The following is a 19738-nucleotide window of genomic DNA, read 5'->3' on the forward strand; positions in this document are numbered from 1 at the left end:
TGCCCCTTTCGGCCAACCTGTTGGCTCTCCTGCGAAAGAGCGGGCGCCCTCCGCCTCCACAGGAAATACGGGACATTGGGGTATAGATCCGGTAAAATGCCGGCCCCTTTCTGCGCCAAAAGCGCAGCCATACGACTCTTTAAGACGAACGAGGAGTGCATGTCCGATATCAGCCTTTCCGACCGCGTACAACGCATCAAACCGTCTCCTACCCTGGCCATCACCGCCAAAGCCGGTGAACTTCGCGCGCAGGGCAAAGACATTATTGGGCTGGGCGCAGGTGAGCCGGATTTCGATACCCCGGAACACATCAAGCAAGCCGCCATCGAAGCAATCAACGCTGGGAAGACCAAGTACACCCCGGTCGACGGCACTCCTGGTCTGAAAAAAGCCATTATCGACAAGTACAAGCGCGATAACGGCCTGGACTACGAAGCGAACCAGATCCTGGTATCCAGCGGTGGCAAGCAGTCCTTCTTCAACATGGCGCTGGCCCTGCTGAACGACGGTGACGAAGCCATCATTCCGGCCCCCTACTGGGTAAGCTATCCGGACATGGTACTGGTCGCTGGCGGTGTCCCCGTGATCATCGAAACCGACGTGAACAGCCGCTTCAAGATCACGGCTGAGCAGCTGGAAGCCGCGATCACGCCAAAAACCCGTCTGTTCGTGATCAACAGCCCGTCCAACCCCTCCGGCATGGCCTACTCCGTCGAAGAACTGGCCGCCATCGGCGAGGTACTGAAGAAGCACCCGAACATCATCGTCGCCACCGACGACATGTACGAGCACATTCTGTGGACCGGCAAGCCGTTCGTGAACATCCTCAACGCCACCCCGGAGCTGTACGACCGCACCGTGGTCATGAATGGCGTCTCCAAGGCCTACTCCATGACGGGCTGGCGGATTGGTTACGCTGCAGGCCCGCAAAAGCTGATCGGCGCCATGAAGAAGGTGCAATCCCAGTCCACCTCCAACCCGGCCTCCATCAGCCAAGCGGCGGCTGAAGCCGCCCTCAACGGCGATCAGGGCTGTGTGGACGAGATGGTCAAGCACTTCAAGGAGCGTCACGACTACCTGACCGCGGCGCTGGATGCCTTGCCAGGCGTGAAATGCGCCCAGGGTGACGGCACCTTCTATGCCTTCCCGGACTTCTCCGAAGCCATTGCCAACATGGACGGCGTCGAATCTGATACCGACCTGGCCGCGCTGCTGCTGGAAACCGCCGAAGTGGCGCTGGTACCGGGCTCCGCCTTCGGCGCGCCGGGCTGCATGCGCCTGTCTTTTGCCGTTGGCATGGACACTCTCAAGGAAGCAATTCGCCGAATTGAGCAGGCTCTGGCTAAATAATCAGCAAACGATCTCCCGGGGTGTTGACGACCCCGGGGGGCATCACTAATATACGCGCCTCAAGACATTCCGCCTTAGCTCAGTTGGTAGAGCAAATGACTGTTAATCATTGGGTCGCTGGTTCGAGCCCAGCAGGCGGAGCCAAATAGAAAAGGCCGGTATCGAAAGATACCGGCCTTTTTCTTTGTCCAATGATTGCTCGCCCTGCGGTCGACTGTTAATCATTGGTGAATTCAATTGAATTCACCTAGTTCGAGCCCAGCAGGCGGAGCCAAACAGGAAAGGCCAGTATCGAAAGGTACTGGCCTTTTTCTTTGCCCAATGACTGGCCGCCCTGAGGTCGACAACCCATCCCTGGGTTGTGCTAAATTACCAACCCTGTCGGCTAAGCCATGCAGATAGGCCAAATCCTCTCACTGAGACAGAAGTTTCCATAGCCATTCTCAAGCCCCGCTCTCTTATAACAGCGATCAATAGCTGATACGACACTACAGGCTCAGTCAGGCTGGGGAGTAGCGCAACCTGAAACTCCGCACGTTATCCCTTATCATGTAGCTGCCAAACAGCGCTCATCAGTGCAAGGCGTACTTAACACCCCACCACAACCCTGAAGTTAGTTTGTTTCAGATTCCATCCAAAATAATTGAGTACAGAGTGCCGCATGCCAAGCAGTCCTACCCCCTGTATTGCCTTCATTATCACTAAAAGCGAAGTGGGCGGAGCCCAGCGATGGGTCCTGGATCAAATCAAGCTGCTTGAACAGCATGTAAAATGCATCGTGATTACAGGTGAACGAGGTTGGCTGAGTGAATCCATCCAGAAAGCTCAAGTCTTCATCGAACCAGCATTACTACGTCGACCACCAACCCCCGGAGGCCTCTGGCGCCTCTCTCGTATACTCAAGCAAAATAATGTATCAAGCCTGGTTGCAAGCTCCGCAAACGCCGGTATCTATGCCCGATTAGTCAGAATAATCCTACCCAGGCTATATGTGGTCTATGTGTCTCATGGTTGGTCGTCCATCTACAATGGGGGGAAGCTGGAAACCGTCTACACCTCGTTAGAACGCCTTCTAGCTCGAATGACACACAAAGTCTTGTGCGTCTCCGAATCTGATTTGGAGCGGGCCATGAACAGAATCAGAATTGCTCCAGAAAAATGCACACTGATTACGAATGCCATTTTTCCAGAACAAAAGGAAATCAGTCAGGCACTTCCACGCTCACCCTGGAAAATACTTTTTGTAGGTCGTTTGGCAAGCCCCAAAAGACCTGACCTCCTCATTGAAGCGGTAAAGCTCCTGAGCAGCGTAGAGGTAGAGCTAACCATAGTCGGGGATGGGCCACAAAATAGCCTGCTAATCACAGAAAATAATCAGCGAATAAAATGGCTTGGGGAAATCAAGGGCTTTAGTGACTTCGGCAGTTACCACATCTTTTGTCTAATTTCAGACTCTGAAGGTCTCCCTATGTCAGCGCTAGAGGCATGCGCCAACGGCACCCCTGTTCTGCTAAGTGAAGTGGGCGGCTGCCCTGAACTAGTCACAACTAACGGGCTGACAACCCCAAACAGCGCTGAGGAGATTTCAAAGAAAATAATCACCATTATCAATGATTATTCTCGATTCAGCATGGAAGCACGAAGACAAGCCAAGAAGTATGATATCCGGGAGAAAACCCAGAACTATCTTGACCTATATTTAAACCAAGCCAGTGATCAATAGCCTTTAAAGAAAACCGGAAAGAACAATCTGACAGCCTGCCTTACAAAACGCGGCTGAAGGACAACCAAAGGGTAAGTAACGAAAGCCTTCCACAAATAATTGAGACCACTTCGGAGTGAATCAGGTCCAGCCTCAGACGAAGCTGCCAAAAATGCATTGGAGCATGCACGCTGGTATAGTGGGTGGTTTCTGTACAAATCAAGAACCTGCGCCCTTCCCTCATTCATCTTGGTAATATTTGAAGAAATGTTGGTTCCGTGCTTTCGATACAGACAGGCAACACCCTCAATCGAATCAAGCGTTTTTCCTGTCTCTGCAAGCTTGAGCAACATGTACCAGTCTTCAAGGATAATGCCATCGAGATATCCTCCCGTTTCCTTGAGAGCCTTAAGTCTTGCCATCTGAGTGGCAGCAGGAAGGAAGTGGCGATGCAAAAAAATGTCGCCGAACCCATACACACGACGCGGGGTAGGCATTGTAGCTTCATGCTTGCCATCAGCATGAATAATTTCAACCCCCGAAAATACAGCTGCACTCTGTGGATTGGCTTCAAGAAAATTTACTTGCAGTGCTGTCTTGTCTCGGCACATCAAGTCATCAGACGCAATAATGGAAACATACTCTCCTTTGCACCACTCCAAAGCCTCATTAATCGTCGCACATAATCCTTTATTTGGACGAGAACGGAATTCAAAACGAGAAAATCTTTCCTGGCAAAGACCACGGATTGACTCCACGGCATTTACTGAAAAATCAGTTGAACCATCATCAATAATGATTAGCTCAACCATTCTATAAGTCTGCTCAATTATACTGTTAATAGTATCAAGTATATAACCTTCGTGGTTATACAGAGGAACGATTATAGAAACGAGAGGCTCGAATTTCTTTTTAGTCATTTTCTGGAATAGCTATCAATCAGCGAATAAGAGGAGCGGTTAATGAGAGAACAACTTCGCCGTTTTGAAAACTCATTTATCATCTGATGAGCATAAAAAGTGCGCGCACTAATATCCAAAAGCTCAGACATTCGCCATTTCTCAACTTTTTCAGGGTTTTTCCGGAGCACTTCCTTTTCATCAGGAAGATTAAAGTGCCGATGAGTAATTACGAGCTCATTAGTTACCTGATCAACATCAACATCATTATGAAAGCTCATATCTGCGCCAAATATTTCAATTACCTCATACCCCGCCCAGACTGACAAAAAACAGGCCAGAATCAGAACATTAATCTGTGGAGGGCTATAGTAACCGGATGAAAAAAGAACATTTCCAAGCGCAGAAAAATCCTTTTCCTCATAGTTCCTGACATTAATTTTCTTGAATGAGATAAGAGGATTGGTCACTCGGGCACGAATAATATCAAGATCCGCATGATAAGGAACAATAACTGTCAGCCCCCAACTTGTCGCACTATTGATTTTATCGAACGTCTTATTCCTTCTTTCAACAAAATCATGATGAGCAGAATCGCTAAAGAAATACTCATCAAAAAACAGATAAAACCTCGGCTTTAAGGTTTCGTATAGTGGATCATCACAAAAATTATTAACGCACCAAAAATCACAGCCCGACTCTCTAGATTTAATTTCTTCGCGATCACTCTTTATGCTCGGCCCATTACCGAGGACAACAGCTTTGTTAGCAATACCAGAAAAAATGGCTGGATCGATCCTGCGGGCACCAGCACGATGAGCCTTTATAAAACCCCACAAATCAACGATAAAAAACTTTGCGAAAAACTTCAGGCAGGAGGCCTGCCTTTTAAAGTTTTCAATCATAACAACCTCAAAATTTCAGATATATCATTGCACCAGGACAATGACTCCGCCTCGACCCAAGCCTCCCAATTATATACCTCAGACCAGCCAGCAAGAAAAATGAAATCCAATCCCAAGGCAGCCGAAGAATAATAATCATATTTGCTGTCGCCAATATAGACCGCCGGCAGCTTAATGTTGCCACCTATCTCACGAGTGAAAATATCGATTTTGTTATCTGGACTCCCGAAAATACCACCATCGAAAAGGTGCTCTATTCCTCGTGCTTTGAAAACTGACCTCAGCTCCCTCTGATCCCCACCAGACACCAATACCCAAGATTGATTTGGAGTTGCAGCACGGAGATCCACTAGAGAATCAGCCATTTTGCACTCATGAAGCCCCTGCATTACAAACTCAGCATAGCGGTCAAGCAGGACCTCAAAACCAAAGCCGGCCAATTTCTCACCAACAATTTCATCAATGAAATATTGAAATTTCTGATAACGTGAAACCCCACCATGCTTAACATGGTAGTCTACGAGGGCATAGGCGGCCTCTTCCCCATAAGGGATGGCTGCATTATAGAAAGCCTGGGTTTTCACCTTATTAGAATCCAGAACGACACCATCGCAGTCGAAAACGATTGTGGCTGAGTTATTTATAATTCTCTGAATCATAGTGAAACCAGTTTTTTCTCCAAAAGACACTCCGCTATCAAAAAATCCTCCTCCCAATCGATATCAAACCCAGTAAACCCTGGCGTTTCATAAAGATAAGTTTTTTGACCAATTCGGTCTCCGCATTCAATATAAATGTCTGATGATGCAATAAATGCAGCACTGTTAATTTCATTTAATGGCGCGAGCGTCTGGGTCCTAGGCCACTTCTCAACAGATCGGTCATAATTAACAGGACCATCATCATCCCAGACAAATCCCTTCAACTTATTGACGCTCATTAATGAATCAAAACCTAAAGGCAACGCTTCAAAGTATGAAACAATCATTTCGTCATAAACTTTTGACGTAACGAACGGAGAGGTCACATGAGTCCAGAGGATGTGCTCATCCTTTATCAAATCAGCGACATGAGGAACCAGCTCGTCCGTACTCGTCTGGCTCCCGGACAGTAACTCTGCGCGACGATGGATGACAATTCTGTCATCACCAACCGATTGAGCATATGAGATGATCTCTTCGTCATTTGTAGAAAGGACCAGTGATTTTATATGTTCTGCGGAGAGAATCTGCTCTATCTTGATACTTAACAAGCCATACTCTCTATTTGAGAAAGGCCGTATATTCTTTTTGGGTACCCTTTGGCTACCCTTGCGACATGGCAAAAAACATACTACAGAATCATTCATAAACCTGCTCCATAAATGCTTTTTGCCTCAAGATCGTAACGGGTAGGCGTGACCGCATAAAGCTGGATTGAACCAGCCTGCTTTTCATACTGACGAATAAGCGCATTCATTTCTTGGTTGCGAGGATCTTCTCCGGAATACCCATCGAACCCGGCCATGTATACTCTCTCAGCCTTTCCACTAGCAGCAAGGGCCAGAGCATATGCGACAACTAATGAGGAAGGGAGAACGCAATAGTTACGGCCAAACTCAAATGTGTTTGATTCAATACCTACACCAAAATCGTATAAAGTCTTACCAGACAATGCGCTCTTGATCTTGCCAGGAAGCATTGATGCTGGAGTAATCAATGGCTGAGGAAGGTTTACATGTAAATCAATATCAGCTAGCAGACGAGCAGGGTGACAAGCAGCTCTAAAATCAATCAGCTCACTAGCGATGATACTTTGTGCATTCAGCGCTATGACAACTGGTTTATTCACTTTTATGTATTGCTCAATCGCAACTTTGTGCTTTTCTACGCCAGGGCCGGTACCTAGCAAGAGTAGGTCTCTACCTTTCAGCACGGACTCTGGGGACCAAGCTCCATATGGCACGCCACTGTAAAAGTGTCGAGCTGCTTCCAGCTTATCGCTGGAGAAACCAGCGCCACCAGCGGTCTTAAGATAGTCCAAAACTGCGATGATATCTTCTTCGCTATAGCGAGAATCAGTCAGCATCTCCTGGACATATGTTGGGTGAATCCCATACTTTCCAGATAAAAAATAATAAGGGTTGCTCCCCCACCCGCATTGCTCTTGAAGGGGCTTAAAGAAACTATCAATAATTCTCAAAAGGGGCATCATGTCAACGCCATGATCTAACCCATACCTTTTCTCTATGAGTAACTCTTCCGTTCTGGCATTCCCAGGCCCTCTTCCCATACCGGTTACAGTAGAGTCCAACCATACAACACCGTTTTTACTTGCGGTCAGGGTATTCTGAAGCGCCATGCGCATATTATCATGAGTATGAATCCCCAAATCTCCGCTCCAGCCCACCCTCAAAGCTGCGATAACACGCTCCACGTCCTCGGGCCCCATCCCGCCCAGTGAGTCCGCAAAATAAAGAACATCAATAGGATAAGATTTCGCTTTACTGCCTAGCTCCCTGATTCGATCATCAGAACATGAAGCAATTTGCATCAGATTGAATCCGACTGTATAGCCTTTATCTTTTAACCATTGCGCTGCAGGTAATGCGGCCTCAAACTCATGAATATGACAGGCGACCCGTACAAGGCTGACAGGGGAGGAGTCTTGGCTCTCCGGGAAAAGCAATTTCAAGCTTTCCTCAAGCCCTGCCCCTTTAAGTATCTCACCCGCATTCACCATCACTCCGTAATTCACCCCTTCAGGTAACGATAAGGAGCGAAGGTAAGAATCTGTTGTAAATGCGAATGGGCCCTTGTATCCGTTATTTGAAAGGGAGCGAAGGCCAAGCTCCACGTAGTCAACACCAGCTGCACACATTGCTTCCGCATAGGTAATTACAACATCAACTGGGAAGTCCCAGGAGTTGTAGTACCCTCCGTCTCTCAAAGTACAATCAAGCAGTATTTCTTGGTTATCAATCACAATTTGCTCACTTAAAAGGGTTTGAAAGAACGGCTTGGTTTTTCATACCAAGCAATTCTTTTAGTTCTGGATCAACCCAGTCAAAAAGATAATTTGCCACAAAAGTACAGCATAGAGTTGAATACGCCGCTCCAGCAATCCCATACCTGGGGATCAGCACCGCATTCATCGCCACATTTATTACTGCAGCAACAAGCGTTCTAAATGCGATTTTCTTTTCCATGTGTTCAACAGCGAAATATCGCGCAGAAACGGACCCTATCGATACAAAAACAGAAGAAGCCATCATTATTTTAAAGACAGAGGATGATTCACTAAATGATGCACCAAACATTAATGGAAAGGCCAAATCTGAAACAATAAGGGAACCTGTGAAAGCAATAACCCCGACCCAAATAACTGCTGAGAATATCTGCGTCATTCGTTTGACATAAACGTCATGATCACCCTTCTTCAGGTTTGCCATGTACGGCAGCAATGAAACCGTTATGATGTACGGAAAGACCACCCACGCGTCATAGATCCTTACAGCTGCGGAATAGATTCCCAGTTCATCATCACCCAGCAACGCTCTGATCATCACCTGGTCAATTCGCATATACACCAGAACAGCGACCGACGTCATTATCATTGGCCATGCCCCTTTAAGAAGAGGGCGTACAAAATCCAACACCGGGCTGGAAAAAAGCAGCTTCCTTTCCGTCGCGCGATAAACAAACAGAAATAGCAGAGAAAGGATAATTTGCTCGGCTACTATGACAGCAACAAACCAGACAAGATCAGCCTCCACTAGTACCATCGTTACTTTAGCGATAGAGGTCACAACCAATGTAAAGATCTTACACGCAACCGAGAACCTTGATTTAACTTGCGACTGATAATAGTAATCAACCGATAGAAAAGGAGTTAAAAAAACAACAGAGCATGCGATCAAAAAAAAGACTTTTATTTCATCGGTCTCATCAATAAACACTAAAGATAAAACCATCAAGGCATATATCCCTGCAGCAGCCACCTGCATCATCCAGAAAGCAGTAGAAACGATACGATGTCGTTCCTCAGGATGTTTGATGGCCTCTCTAATGATAAGCGCATCCATGCCCATGCGTGCAATCGCTATCAGAAAAGCGGAAATTGCCAATACATAACTTAGTAAGCCAAACCGCTCGGGCCCCAAATATCTTGCGACATAGATCCCTACAACAACCCCGGAAACAAGCCTCAATATTTGCTCAGACACCATCCACATGGAGTTCGAAGCATAACGCTTGAATGCGCCTATCAGGCTGCCTGAGGAGCTAATATTCATGATTCACTTGAAGCTATTGCAAAGATCAATCACACGGTCAAGCTCGTCTGCCTCTGAAACTGGACCTGTTGGCAGACTCAGAACCTGAGAGTGGATAGCTTCAGTAACAGGGTAGCAGATAGCATTCATGGTTGAAAAAGCCTGCTGTTTGTGTGGTGGGATAGGGTAATGGATTAGTGTAGAAACCCCTCCATCCCTCATGTAACGAGCCAGATCGTCTCTTTTTTCACTCTTTACAACAAACAAATGCCAAACATGGCTTTTATCCCCAAGGACACTCTCAGAGTCTTCGTACGGTAATACAAGCAGCTCGTTTTCAATAGAAGAGCAGTATAAGGAAGCAACAGTGCGACGAGTTTCAATTTCAGAATCCAGATACTTTAGTTTCACACTTAAAATAGCAGCCTGAATTTCATCAAGCCTACTATTAACGCCTACGTAGTCATTCACATATTTTTTCAAACTGCCATAATTACCGAGCGTGGCGACCAATTTCGCTAGCTCTGAATCGTTAGTTGTTACGGCACCCGCGTCACCCAAGGCTCCTAGGTTTTTGCCAGGGTAAAAGCTGAACCCAGCCGCATGACCCCATGCTCCAGCCTTAACCCCATTAATAGACGCACCATGCGCCTGGGCCGCATCCTCAATAACCAATAGGTCATGCTTATTTGCCAGAGCCATTATCGATGGCATATCCACCATTCGCCCATACAGGTGAACAGGCATAATCACCCTGGTTTTTTGTGTTAAGGACTTTGCTATTTCATCTACCGAAACATTGAAGGTTTGGGGGTCCGGCTCAACCAAAACGGGAATCAAGTTATTCTCAGTAATCGCAAGAATGCTGGCAATGTAAGTGTTAGCGGAAACGATGACTTCATCACCGTCTACAAGCTTGCCCTGCTCTTTCCAGGCCCGCAAAACCAATGTCAACGCATCAAGCCCATTGGCCACGCCCACGCAGTGTTTAACTCCGCAGTATTCTGAAAAGGCACTTTCGAAGGCTTCAACCTCCCTGCCTTTTATGTACCAGCCAGAGTCAATTACTCGAGTACACGCCTCTATCAACTCACTCCTGTACTGCTGATTAACTTTTTTAAGATCAAGAAAAGGTATCATTTATCAACATGCCTTATTACAACTGCAGGGTTGCCGGTAACGATCACGTCGGCAGGTACATCTTTCGTTACCACTGCCCCGGCACCGATTACTGCTCGCTCACCAATTACAATACCCGGCAAGATAGTGGCATTCGCGCCAACACTTGCCCCCTTCTTGATAAGGCACCCTATGAATTTTTCAGGGTAGACCTTGGATCTTGGATACAAGTCATTGGTAAAAGTGGCGTTCGGCCCGATAAACACGTCATCCTCAATGCGCACACCATCCCAAAGGTAAACACCTGATTTCACCGTAACGTTATCACCAACAACGACATTCGATTCGATCAAAGTATGAGCGCAAATATTGCAGTTCTTGCCAATCATTGCGCCTTCAAAAATTACACTGAACTGCCATACCCGCGTACCATCACCGATGTGTTGACTCTTAACGTCTGCCAAAGGGTGAATACTAGACATTTGTGGCCTCCAGGAATTCGCGATAATCCCGAATGTAATCACTTTCATCATAAGGATCACTTGCCATAACCAGTAACACACAGTTTTCACTGAAATTATGCATCTCTCGCCACATCATACTTTCTACGATGATGCCTCGTTTAGGCGAATCAAGCGTAACGTTTTCCTTTACCTTGCCATCATCAAGCGAAATCTCACACCGGCCTGAAACACAAACCATGAGTTGCTTTAACTCTTTGTGAGCATGAAACCCACGGGAAACACCACGCTCAGTATCAAAAATATAATAGACCCGCCGAATCTCGAATGGCACATCGCTCAGCCCCTCGACAGCTACCAACCCTCCCCTGCCATCCCCCAAGTAGGGCAAGTCATGCCACCTGGCTAAACTCATTATTGCTTCTCGACCAAATCAATCAGGTATTGTCCATAACTATTCTTGCTCAGAGCTTTTCCCGCCTTGAGAATCTGCTCTTTTGTAAGCCAGCCATTCCTGTAACCAATTTCTTCTAAGCAGGCAATTTTATAGCCCTGTCGCTTTTCGATCGTTTCAACAAACTGAGCAGCTTCGAGAAGGCTTTCATGCGTCCCGGTATCCAGCCACGCAAAGCCTCTTCCCAACTGCTCTACATTTAGATCTCCACGCTCAAGATAGGCTCGGTTAACACAAGTAATTTCCAGTTCACCACGATCAGAAGGTTTAACCGTTTTTGCGATACCCACAACATCGTTATCGTAAAAGTAAAGTCCCGTTACTGCGAAATTCGACTTAGGATTCTCAGGCTTTTCTTCAATCGAGATCGCCCGATTGTCAGCATCAAACTCAACTACACCAAAGCGTTCAGGGTCTTTTACCTGATAACCAAACACTGTCGCGCCTGAAGCACGACCGGCAGCATCTCTCAACTTTGGTGTTAAACCCTGCCCATGGAAGATGTTATCGCCCAAAACAAGGCATACTGAATCATCACCAATAAAAGACTCACCAATAATAAAAGCTTGAGCCAAACCATCAGGGCTAGGTTGCTCTGCGTACTTAAGCATTACACCAAAGTCACTGCCATCGCCCAATACACGGCGGTAACCCTCAATATCCTTCGGTGTGCTAATCAAAAGGATCTCCCGAATCCCTGCCAGCATGAGAACAGATAAGGGGTAATAAACCATCGGCTTATCATAGATCGGCAAAAGTTGCTTAGATGTGCCCTTGGTGACTGGGTAAAGGCGTGTACCACTTCCACCAGCAAGAATTATCCCCTTCATGCTTTTTCTCCTAATCGTTCTCTTTGATAGCTGCCATCCTGAACGTGAGAGCACCATTCATGATTATTTAAATACCATTCAACAGTTTTTCTCAGGCCAGATTCAAAGGACTCGACGGGAAACCATCCCAGTGACTGCTGGATCTTGCTGGCATCAATCGCATATCGATGATCGTGCCCAGGGCGGTCTGATACATACTGAATGAGTGATTCATACCCCTGTTCAGGTGCAGCCTCAGGCCTTAGCTCAGACAACAGCTCACAGATTTTTTTAACAACATCGATATTTTGCTTTTCGTTATTTCCACCAATGTTGTATGTCTCACCAATCTCACCACATGTCAGCACCTCATATAACGCCCTGGCATGATCTTCAACATATAACCAATCGCGAACCTGTGTTCCGTCCCCATAGACTGGCAGCGCCTTACCTTCCAGTGCATTCAAAATCATCAATGGGACAAGCTTTTCTGGAAAATGATATGGACCGTAATTATTGGAGCAATTTGTTACCACTACCGGCAGTCCAAAAGTACGATACCAGGCTCGAACAAGATGATCGGAACTTGCCTTACTCGCTGAATAGGGGGAGCTTGGAGCATAAGGCGTGTTTTCGGTAAAGAAATCCCCTTCAAACTCAAGGTCACCGTATACCTCATCCGTCGAGACATGATGCAAACGGAAACAGGCTTTCTCATGCTGACTTAACGAAAGATAGTATTTTCTGGCTACCTCAAGCAAAGTATAGGTTCCCACGATATTGGTCTGGATAAAATCCGAAGGTCCGTCAATAGAGCGGTCTACATGACTCTCCGCTGCCAGATGCATTACAACGGTGGGCCGATGCAGTTCAAATACCCGCTCCAAAGACGCAGAATCGCAGATATCGACCTTCTCAAAACGATATCTGTCATCTTGAGCAACCGAATCCAGCGACTCAAGGTTCCCTGCATAGGTCAGCTTGTCCACATTGACAACCTGCACCTCTGTTTCGTTGATAAGGTGTCTGATGACTGCTGAACCGATAAAGCCGGCACCGCCGGTGACTAGTACCTTCATTTAAACCGCCAAAAAACTTATAAATCAATAGCTTAACAAATAATCGCCAGTAGGGTGACTGGCACGACTATGGCATAGCTGCAAAAGGGTCGATTCTACATGACAACGCAGGATGTGTTTCACCCCGAAGCTCAATTTTCTATTGTTTGCCAAATTTTTCCGCGATCCGTGGCATGGCTGATGAGCAAGACGTAAACTCTCGCGTTCTGATCACAGATCTGGGCAGGCTTCAATTGATGTTGGGTATATCACTGATTCGACCAGAAGGCGTCTATCTGCCTGAGGCAGATGCGTATATGCGCTTTTTTTCATCAATTGAGGGGATAGAGTGTAAGCAATTGGCGCCCGGTATGGCGATTGATACTGATGTTGCGTGGCACTTTATGGGGACGGACCCTTGGTTTACGAAACCACAGGCCAGATTTAACATCCATGAATACGGTTCACTGTCGATTCCACCGCTTCCGAAAATCAAAGACCTGCTGAAACGCAGTATAAACCGCAAACCGACAGCCAGGGTATTCCTTAACACCTCTGTTCAGACAGCGCTGGGCTTCAACGACATTATTCCGGCATTCATCCGACCGATGGGCATCAGCAATCTCTTTCTCGAAGCAGGCAAAACCCAAGCCATATCAACAGATTACGACCTCGTTTACTGCGGCACGATTTCCCCCAACAGAGGGATTGACCGACTTCTTGCTAATTTGCGCGCATCCTCTCTCCGCGTCTTGATGATCGGGGAGCCAGAACAGAGCATCTACGAAGAACACCGGGATGCCGGCAACATCACCTTCACTGGGAGAGTGAATCACGATGAGCTGCCCCCGGTCATTAGGCGAGCCCGATATGGGCTCAGTCTGACTCCAAATCACCACCCTTTTCACTTGCAGGATTCAACCAAAACCCTGGAATACTGTGCGCTTGGGCTTCCGGTAATCACAAACCAACACAGCTGGACCAGATCCTTTGAGCACAACCACTCAGCCCGATTTATGTACATCGACGACACCGGCACTGAGCTGAGGAATCTCACCGCTGATACCCTCGCAGGCTTTCCATTTCAGATTCCGGACGTTTCAGAACATGAGTGGACTCGCTGCATTAAGCGAAGTGGCATTGCTGATTGGCTGTCCGAACTCGAAAGGCAGCAGCAATAGCAAACGCAGGCACGTCACCAGATGTCTGGTATACTGCTCTTTTCAAATTGATAGCCGAATCCCCAAAGAATTCTCCCTATGGAACGACAGACCCTGCTTCTCGCCCCTCCCTCCAGATACAACAAGTGGTACGAGAAGATACTGCTGAACAATTTTACCGGCCATTTGATCGGTCTAGTGACCCTCCTTTGTGCTACGCAGTTGATTAGCTACCAGGGGCTCCCTCAAGACTCGGCTCAAACGTCAACGCTGCTGATTCTGGCAGCCATGTACATTACCAACAGCCTCCTGACGTTTCAGATCTCAAAGTTCCCCGGAGGGCGCTCGCCAACCTACACACTCGGGCTCACCGTTGTGGTTATCGGGATCACTCTGGCGCTTCTGGTCATCACCCGCACGGAATACGCGAGAACCTCGCTCTTTATAGGGCTGTCACTTTTCTTCACTTTGAGGTTTGTGGCTTACGGCTTTTCACAACGCTTCCGCCGCCACAAGTTTGCTGTGGTTCCCGGCTGTGATCCTGCTACCTTGCCAGCCCATAAGAATGTTGAATGGCGAGCACTGACGAGCACCTCATTTGAGGACAGTAGATTCGACGGAATCATTGTTGACCTCAAGGAGACTCTGAGTGATGAGTGGGTGCGCTTCATAAGTCACGCCAACATCCAGGGAATCCCAGTCATTGATGCGCTTCACATATCAGAACTTATTCGTGGCAAGGTTGACCTCAACTCGCTGACCGTCAATGACATCAATGATCTACAATACTCTCCCCTCTACGGATTGTTGAAAAGAGCAATAGACATTTTCGCTGTACTCCTGGCTGCCCCGATCATTGCGCCTTTCTGCCTGCTGATGGCGTTTATTATCCGTATCGATTCCCCTGGCCCGGCGCTATTTACCCAAATGCGTATTGGCAAAGGGAACAAGCCATTCAGGATCTACAAGTTTCGCTCAATGGCCCCTACAGATACCACCGAACATCGCTTTGCCAATGAAGAAACACACAGAATTACACGTGTTGGGGCACTCATCCGTAAAACCCGAATTGATGAGCTTCCTCAACTATTGAACGTGCTTATGGGCAACATGAGTCTGGTGGGCCCCCGCCCAGAACAGCCGGGGTTTGTCGAGGAGTTTGAAAAAGCGCTACCTCTTTACAGCTATCGCCATATGATCAAACCCGGCATCACGGGCTGGGCACAAGTGCAGCAAGGTTACGCTTGTGAACTCGAAGAAACGCAGGAGAAGCTGATGCATGACTTTTACTACATCAAGCATCTCTCGTTTTCCATGGACATGCTGATCATTCTAAAGACCATCCGTACCGTCTTGACTGGCTTTGGCGCCAGATAGACGGCACCGCCATTATTCTGTCGCGTAACCACTGGGATTTGCTTCCTGCCATCGCCAGTGGTCACGACACATTTCATCAATTCCCTTCTCTGCACACCACCCCAGAACTGCCTCCGCATGAGCGGGATCAGCATAACAAGCCGCCACGTCACCTGAGCGTCGATCAGTGATGCTATAAGGCACATCCCGCCCAGAAGCTGCGACAAACGCCTCAATCATCTCCAAGACAGAATAACCGCGGCCAGTCCCTAAGTTGACCGTCAACAGACCTTCATCGCGCTGTAATGCATCCAGTGCGGCCAAGTGTCCCTGCGCCAGATCCATCACATGAATATAATCACGCACCCCCGTCCCGTCGGCAGTAGGATAGTCACCACCGAAGACACTCAGCTTTTCGCGTTTACCCACCGCTACTTGGGCAATATAAGGCATTAGATTGTTAGGCGTGCCAGTGGGGTCCTCACCAATCTGCCCACTCTCATGAGCTCCTACGGGGTTAAAATAACGCAACAGAGCGATATTCCATTCAGGATCGGAAACATGCACATCTCTTAACATGTCTTCAACATGCAGCTTCGTCGCCCCATAAGGGTTGGTCGAGCCAAGCGGAAAATCTTCACGTATTGGCACACTCTCGGGATCGCCATATACAGTCGCGGATGAGCTAAACACCAAATTCTTCACACCTGCGCGGCTCATCGCCTCCAGCAAACGAAGGGAGCCAACCACATTGCAATCGTAGTATTGCAACGGTTTCGCTACCGATTCTCCCACTGCCTTCAGCCCCGCAAAATGGATGACGGATTCTATGTGATGTTCAGTAAAAATCCGATCCAGAAGTTCACGATCCCGGATATCGCCTTGCACGAGGCGCACAGATTTCCCCGTAAGAGCCTCAACTCGATGTAGCGCCTCTGGAGTACTGTTCGAAAGGTTATCAAGCACAATGACAGATACACCTTCTTCCAGTAATCGCAGTACGGTGTGGGAACCTATGTAACCTGCACCACCTGTAACCAATACGGACTTCATTCAGCTACCCTTCTTTGTTAACCAACAGCGTCCATTGCTTTCTTAACATTCGCCGAGAATAGATCACGGATACGTGCGAGAGCCTCAGAAGTATCTGCCTCGAACCGAAGCACCAGTTTGGGAGAAGTATTGGAGGCCCGACACAAGCCCCAGCCATCCGCATAATCCATACGAATGCCATCGATGGTACGACGCTCTCCTTCACCAAACTCGGCTTGAGTTTGCAGGTAATTCACAATGGCGAACTTGTTTTCTTCAGTGACATCGATATTGATTTCAGGCGTAGTACACAACACCGGATAGCGCGCAAAAAAGGCATCCGCGTCACCCTCTGAGCGACTGATGATCCCGAGAATCCGGGCAGAAGCCACCAGAGCGTCATCAAAACCATACCAGTCCTCTGCAAAGAAGATGTGTCCGCTCATTTCTCCCGCCAGAAGCGCCCCGGTTTCCTTCATCCGAGCCTTGATCAGCGAGTGACCGGTCTGCCACATCTCCGGCTCGCCGCCCGCAGCACGAATCACATCGAACAAAGCCCCTGTACACTTCACATCAAAAATGACTTTCGCGCCCGGGTTACGGCTCACCATATCTTCCGCTAACGCCATCAGCAGGATATCGGGAAACACCACCTCTCCCGACGGGGTCACAACACCAACACGGTCACCGTCGCCGTCAAAGGCCAGCCCCAGATCCGCCTGCTCTTCTTTTACACAGGCAATCAGGTCCACAAGATTATTCATGTCACCCGGATCCGGATGATGGTTCGGGAAAGTGCCATCCACGTCACTGAAGAGCGGCACAACGTCACAACCCAGTGCCTTGAGTGCCTCCGGAGCCTGAGCACCCGCAATGCCGTTGCCACAATCCACAACAACCTTCATGGGTCGAGCCAGAGAATGCACTTTCAAGAAGGCATCCAGATAGGGCTGAAGCACATCGCACTCTTCACGCCCCCCCGGCGCTTCAGCTTCCGCAAGATCACCCTCAACGATGCGCTGACGCAATGCCAGGATCCGGTCACCGGACAGGGTGGTGCCATTAATGACAATCTTGAAGCCGTTGTAATTTCCGGGGTTATGGCTCCCCGTCAGCATGACGCCTGAGTTCAGGCCATCAAGATGATACGTCGCAAAGTACAGCGCCGGCGTCGGCACCATGCCCACATCCACCACATTGCAGCCGGTGGCACGGATACCGTCGCTCAACGCCTTGACCAGCGCGGGACCAGAGAGCCTGCCGTCGCGGGCAACGGCAATGGTCTGTTGCCCCTGCGCAAGAACCTCGGAGCCGATGGCACGTCCAATCTGCCAAGCAATCTCATCAGAAAGCGTTTCGCCATAAATACCGCGGATGTCATAAGCTCGAAAAATGGAGGCGGGAACGGGAGGAATCATAGTGAATCAGTCCTGATGTTTGCCATGGTCTTGGTCGGCGATGATATGTGAATCGAAACGCTGCAGCTGGGCCAGTTGGGGGCATGGCCAAACGAACCGGGCTAGCCTCTAGCCGCAGCGTTTCCCCTGCTTGTTTGCGATATGTTGCGCCAGCGCCATCGAGGAGGAATCCAGGCCAGCGGCGGAATCCGGATCTGTGAGCACCTCCAGCATATCAGTGGCAATGACCTTGCCCATCTCCACCCCCCACTGATCAAAGGGATTGATTCCCCAAATCACGGCCTGGACAAACACCTTGTGCTCATACATTGCTAACAAGGAGCCCAGCACTCGCGGGGAGAGTTCGTCCAGCACCAGCGTGGTGCTGGGTTGATTACCGTGATATCGCTTGTAAGAAGGCAGCGCCAGAGAAGGGTCCAGCGCCCTCTCCCCCAGCGCCAGAAGCCGGGACTGGGCCAGGCAGTTGGCATTGGAAAGCGCATGTTGACCTTCAAGCTCAGCAAGGGACTCTGAGTGGACGTCTTCTGTATAGCGCCTCGCCGTCATCAGAAACTCACAGGCAATAGCCTGGGTACCCTGATGCAGCAGCTGGAAGAACGCGTGCTGGGCGTTGGGTCCGACTTCCCCCCAGATCACAGGGCAAGTGTCATAATCGACAGGGTCACCAGCGCGGGAAACACTCTTGCCATTGGATTCCATCTCCAACTGTTCCAGATAAGCGGGCAAGTGTTTCAGCCGACCATCGTAAGGCAATACCGCCCGGGCCCGGATATCAAGAAAGTTGATATTCCACACGTCCACCAGTGCCAGCATTACCGGAATATTCTGCTCCCAGGGCTGAGAGCGGCAGTGCTGATCCATCTCATGAGCACCCGCCAGCATCTCTCGGAACCCCTCCATACCCACCGTCAGTGCGATAGGCATGCCAATGGCGGACCACAGTGAGTAACGGCCACCCACCCAGTCCCAGAACAGCAGCTGGTTCTCGGACACAATGCCCCAGTCTGTCATTCGCTCAGGGCTGGCTGAAATACCGATAAAATGGCACCGCAACAGGGAATCGTCATCCGGACTCAACCCCAGACCACGCGCCAGCCATCGGCGAGCGGTATTGGCATTGTGCAGGGTGTCTACGGTAGTAAAGGATTTGGAGGACACCAGAAACAGGGTCGTCCTTGGATTGAGCTCCTGCAGCACCTGAGACACCTGGCTGCCGTCCATGGAGGATGCAAAATGAACACGAGGCCGGGTTAAACCCTCCGGAGGCAGGCTCGACTGAAGCGCAAAAGCAGCCATCAGAGGCCCGAGGTCAGAGCCTCCCACCCCCACATTCACCACATCCGTTATGGCATCGCCCAGCACACCACGCCAGTGCCCATGAAGGATACGGTTCACCATAGCGGCCATAGAGCCAAGTTGCTCATGAACCAATGGGGCTTTATCCGCAGGCTCTCGCAAAAACCAATGCTTTGCCGAGCGGTCCTCGGTGGAGTTCACCACTTCACCACTGAACAAGGCATTTATCCAGCTTGCCAAATTGCGCTCATCCGCAAGTTTCACCAGCAAATCGCAGCCTTCATCAGTAAGTCTTTGCTTGCTAAAGTCAGCCAACAACCCCGAGCACTCCAGGCTGAACCTATCAAAACGGGTCTTATCCGCCGCAAACAAGTCTGCCAGGTGAAGGGATTTATCTTGCTCGGCACGTTGTGCCAGCTGTGACCAGATCGTACTGATAGTGAGAAAGTCCTGTTCCGGAACCATGA

The 19738-nt window shown here is 48.9% G+C and carries 18 protein-coding genes and 1 tRNA gene; 5 read left to right on the top strand and 14 right to left on the bottom strand.

The window, feature by feature from the left end; all coding sequences use genetic code 11:
• Positions 1-159 precede the first annotated feature (159 nt).
• The 3 genes from GFN93_RS13925 (at position 160) to GFN93_RS17480 (ending at position 3073) form a co-directional block, all read left to right on the top strand.
• Positions 160-1350, top strand: coding sequence for a pyridoxal phosphate-dependent aminotransferase (locus GFN93_RS13925; RefSeq protein WP_153501628.1), 1191 nt, complete (start codon positions 160-162; stop codon positions 1348-1350).
• A gap of 68 nt (positions 1351-1418) precedes the next feature.
• Positions 1419-1494: transfer RNA gene (locus tag GFN93_RS13930), tRNA-Asn, on the top strand.
• Positions 1495-2011: 517 nt separating this feature from the next.
• Complete coding sequence (locus GFN93_RS17480) at positions 2012-3073, top strand: glycosyltransferase (RefSeq protein ID WP_153501629.1); 1062 nt, start codon at positions 2012-2014, stop codon at positions 3071-3073.
• Here the strand turns inward: GFN93_RS17480 and GFN93_RS13940 are convergent.
• From GFN93_RS13940 to rfbB, 11 genes are read right to left on the bottom strand one after another with little or no spacing between them, the layout of a single operon-like run.
• Complete coding sequence (locus GFN93_RS13940; protein ID WP_153501630.1) at positions 3067-3972, bottom strand: glycosyltransferase family 2 protein; 906 nt, start codon at positions 3970-3972, stop codon at positions 3067-3069. The genes GFN93_RS17480 and GFN93_RS13940 overlap by 7 nt on opposite strands.
• Positions 3969-4856, bottom strand: a complete 888-nt coding sequence (locus GFN93_RS13945) for a hypothetical protein (RefSeq protein WP_153501631.1) — start codon at positions 4854-4856, stop codon at positions 3969-3971. Before GFN93_RS13945 ends, GFN93_RS13940 begins: the two co-directional genes overlap by 4 nt.
• Entirely contained in the window at positions 4853-5515 is a 663-nt protein-coding gene (locus tag GFN93_RS13950; protein WP_153501632.1) for an HAD family hydrolase, read from the bottom strand. The genes GFN93_RS13945 and GFN93_RS13950 overlap by 4 nt, the downstream gene beginning before the upstream one ends.
• Complete coding sequence (locus tag GFN93_RS13955; RefSeq protein ID WP_153501633.1) at positions 5512-6204, bottom strand: acylneuraminate cytidylyltransferase family protein; 693 nt, start codon at positions 6202-6204, stop codon at positions 5512-5514. Before GFN93_RS13955 ends, GFN93_RS13950 begins: the two co-directional genes overlap by 4 nt.
• Positions 6201-7820, bottom strand: coding sequence for an aldolase catalytic domain-containing protein (locus tag GFN93_RS13960; protein ID WP_328594681.1), 1620 nt, complete (start codon positions 7818-7820; stop codon positions 6201-6203). Before GFN93_RS13960 ends, GFN93_RS13955 begins: the two co-directional genes overlap by 4 nt.
• A 7-nt stretch (positions 7821-7827) precedes the next feature.
• Positions 7828-9129, bottom strand: a complete 1302-nt coding sequence (locus tag GFN93_RS13965; RefSeq protein ID WP_153501634.1) for a flippase — start codon at positions 9127-9129, stop codon at positions 7828-7830.
• A 3-nt stretch (positions 9130-9132) separates the two neighbouring features.
• A complete protein-coding gene (locus GFN93_RS13970) occupies positions 9133-10248 on the bottom strand; it encodes a DegT/DnrJ/EryC1/StrS family aminotransferase (RefSeq protein WP_153501635.1) in 1116 nt (371 codons plus the stop codon).
• Positions 10245-10709, bottom strand: coding sequence for an acyltransferase (locus tag GFN93_RS13975; protein WP_153501636.1), 465 nt, complete (start codon positions 10707-10709; stop codon positions 10245-10247). Before GFN93_RS13975 ends, GFN93_RS13970 begins: the two co-directional genes overlap by 4 nt.
• Positions 10702-11103, bottom strand: coding sequence for a sugar 3,4-ketoisomerase (locus GFN93_RS13980; protein ID WP_153501637.1), 402 nt, complete (start codon positions 11101-11103; stop codon positions 10702-10704). Before GFN93_RS13980 ends, GFN93_RS13975 begins: the two co-directional genes overlap by 8 nt.
• A complete protein-coding gene (gene rfbA / locus GFN93_RS13985) occupies positions 11103-11972 on the bottom strand; it encodes a glucose-1-phosphate thymidylyltransferase RfbA (protein ID WP_153501638.1) in 870 nt (289 codons plus the stop codon). The genes GFN93_RS13980 and rfbA overlap by 1 nt, the downstream gene beginning before the upstream one ends.
• Entirely contained in the window at positions 11969-13030 is a 1062-nt protein-coding gene (gene rfbB, locus GFN93_RS13990; RefSeq protein WP_153501639.1) for a dTDP-glucose 4,6-dehydratase, read from the bottom strand. Before rfbB ends, rfbA begins: the two co-directional genes overlap by 4 nt.
• A gap of 173 nt (positions 13031-13203) precedes the next feature.
• Here rfbB and GFN93_RS13995 point away from each other — a divergent pair, with 173 nt between their 5' ends.
• A complete protein-coding gene (locus GFN93_RS13995; RefSeq protein WP_153501640.1) occupies positions 13204-14190 on the top strand; it encodes a glycosyltransferase in 987 nt (328 codons plus the stop codon).
• A gap of 78 nt (positions 14191-14268) precedes the next feature.
• A complete protein-coding gene (locus GFN93_RS14000; RefSeq protein WP_153501641.1) occupies positions 14269-15546 on the top strand; it encodes a sugar transferase in 1278 nt (425 codons plus the stop codon).
• Positions 15547-15558: 12 nt separating this feature from the next.
• Here GFN93_RS14000 and galE read toward each other — a convergent pair whose 3' ends face one another.
• From galE to pgi, 3 genes are all read right to left on the bottom strand, one after another.
• Complete coding sequence (galE, locus tag GFN93_RS14005; RefSeq protein ID WP_153501642.1) at positions 15559-16578, bottom strand: UDP-glucose 4-epimerase GalE; 1020 nt, start codon at positions 16576-16578, stop codon at positions 15559-15561.
• Positions 16579-16595: 17 nt separating this feature from the next.
• Entirely contained in the window at positions 16596-17975 is a 1380-nt protein-coding gene (locus GFN93_RS14010) for a phosphomannomutase/phosphoglucomutase (RefSeq protein WP_153501643.1), read from the bottom strand.
• A gap of 108 nt (positions 17976-18083) precedes the next feature.
• On the bottom strand, positions 18084-19736 hold the full coding sequence (gene pgi, locus GFN93_RS14015) for a glucose-6-phosphate isomerase (RefSeq protein ID WP_153501644.1): 1653 nt from the start codon (positions 19734-19736) through the stop codon (positions 18084-18086).
• Positions 19737-19738 lie beyond the last annotated feature (2 nt).

Origin of the sequence: Alcanivorax sediminis (assembly GCF_009601165.1) — a bacterium.
Classification (GTDB): Bacteria; Pseudomonadota; Gammaproteobacteria; order Pseudomonadales; family Alcanivoracaceae; genus Alcanivorax; species Alcanivorax sediminis.

Excerpts from the sequence above, each read along its gene's own strand:
- GFN93_RS13925 (WP_153501628.1), top strand. The coding sequence starts at position 160 with ATGTCCGATATCAGCCTTTCCGACCGCGTACAACGCATCAAACCGTCT.
- GFN93_RS17480 (WP_153501629.1), top strand. The coding sequence starts at position 2,012 with ATGCCAAGCAGTCCTACCCCCTGTATTGCCTTCATTATCACTAAAAGC.
- GFN93_RS13940 (WP_153501630.1), bottom strand. The coding sequence starts at position 3,972 with ATGACTAAAAAGAAATTCGAGCCTCTCGTTTCTATAATCGTTCCTCTG.
- GFN93_RS13945 (WP_153501631.1), bottom strand. The coding sequence starts at position 4,856 with ATGATTGAAAACTTTAAAAGGCAGGCCTCCTGCCTGAAGTTTTTCGCA.
- GFN93_RS13950 (WP_153501632.1), bottom strand. The coding sequence starts at position 5,515 with ATGATTCAGAGAATTATAAATAACTCAGCCACAATCGTTTTCGACTGC.
- GFN93_RS13955 (WP_153501633.1), bottom strand. The coding sequence starts at position 6,204 with ATGAATGATTCTGTAGTATGTTTTTTGCCATGTCGCAAGGGTAGCCAA.
- GFN93_RS13965 (WP_153501634.1), bottom strand. The coding sequence starts at position 9,129 with ATGAATATTAGCTCCTCAGGCAGCCTGATAGGCGCATTCAAGCGTTAT.
- GFN93_RS13970 (WP_153501635.1), bottom strand. The coding sequence starts at position 10,248 with ATGATACCTTTTCTTGATCTTAAAAAAGTTAATCAGCAGTACAGGAGT.
- GFN93_RS13975 (WP_153501636.1), bottom strand. The coding sequence starts at position 10,709 with ATGTCTAGTATTCACCCTTTGGCAGACGTTAAGAGTCAACACATCGGT.
- GFN93_RS13980 (WP_153501637.1), bottom strand. The coding sequence starts at position 11,103 with ATGAGTTTAGCCAGGTGGCATGACTTGCCCTACTTGGGGGATGGCAGG.
- rfbA (WP_153501638.1), bottom strand. The coding sequence starts at position 11,972 with ATGAAGGGGATAATTCTTGCTGGTGGAAGTGGTACACGCCTTTACCCA.
- rfbB (WP_153501639.1), bottom strand. The coding sequence starts at position 13,030 with ATGAAGGTACTAGTCACCGGCGGTGCCGGCTTTATCGGTTCAGCAGTC.
- GFN93_RS13995 (WP_153501640.1), top strand. The coding sequence starts at position 13,204 with ATGGCTGATGAGCAAGACGTAAACTCTCGCGTTCTGATCACAGATCTG.
- GFN93_RS14000 (WP_153501641.1), top strand. The coding sequence starts at position 14,269 with ATGGAACGACAGACCCTGCTTCTCGCCCCTCCCTCCAGATACAACAAG.
- galE (WP_153501642.1), bottom strand. The coding sequence starts at position 16,578 with ATGAAGTCCGTATTGGTTACAGGTGGTGCAGGTTACATAGGTTCCCAC.
- GFN93_RS14010 (WP_153501643.1), bottom strand. The coding sequence starts at position 17,975 with ATGATTCCTCCCGTTCCCGCCTCCATTTTTCGAGCTTATGACATCCGC.
- pgi (WP_153501644.1), bottom strand. The coding sequence starts at position 19,736 with ATGGTTCCGGAACAGGACTTTCTCACTATCAGTACGATCTGGTCACAG.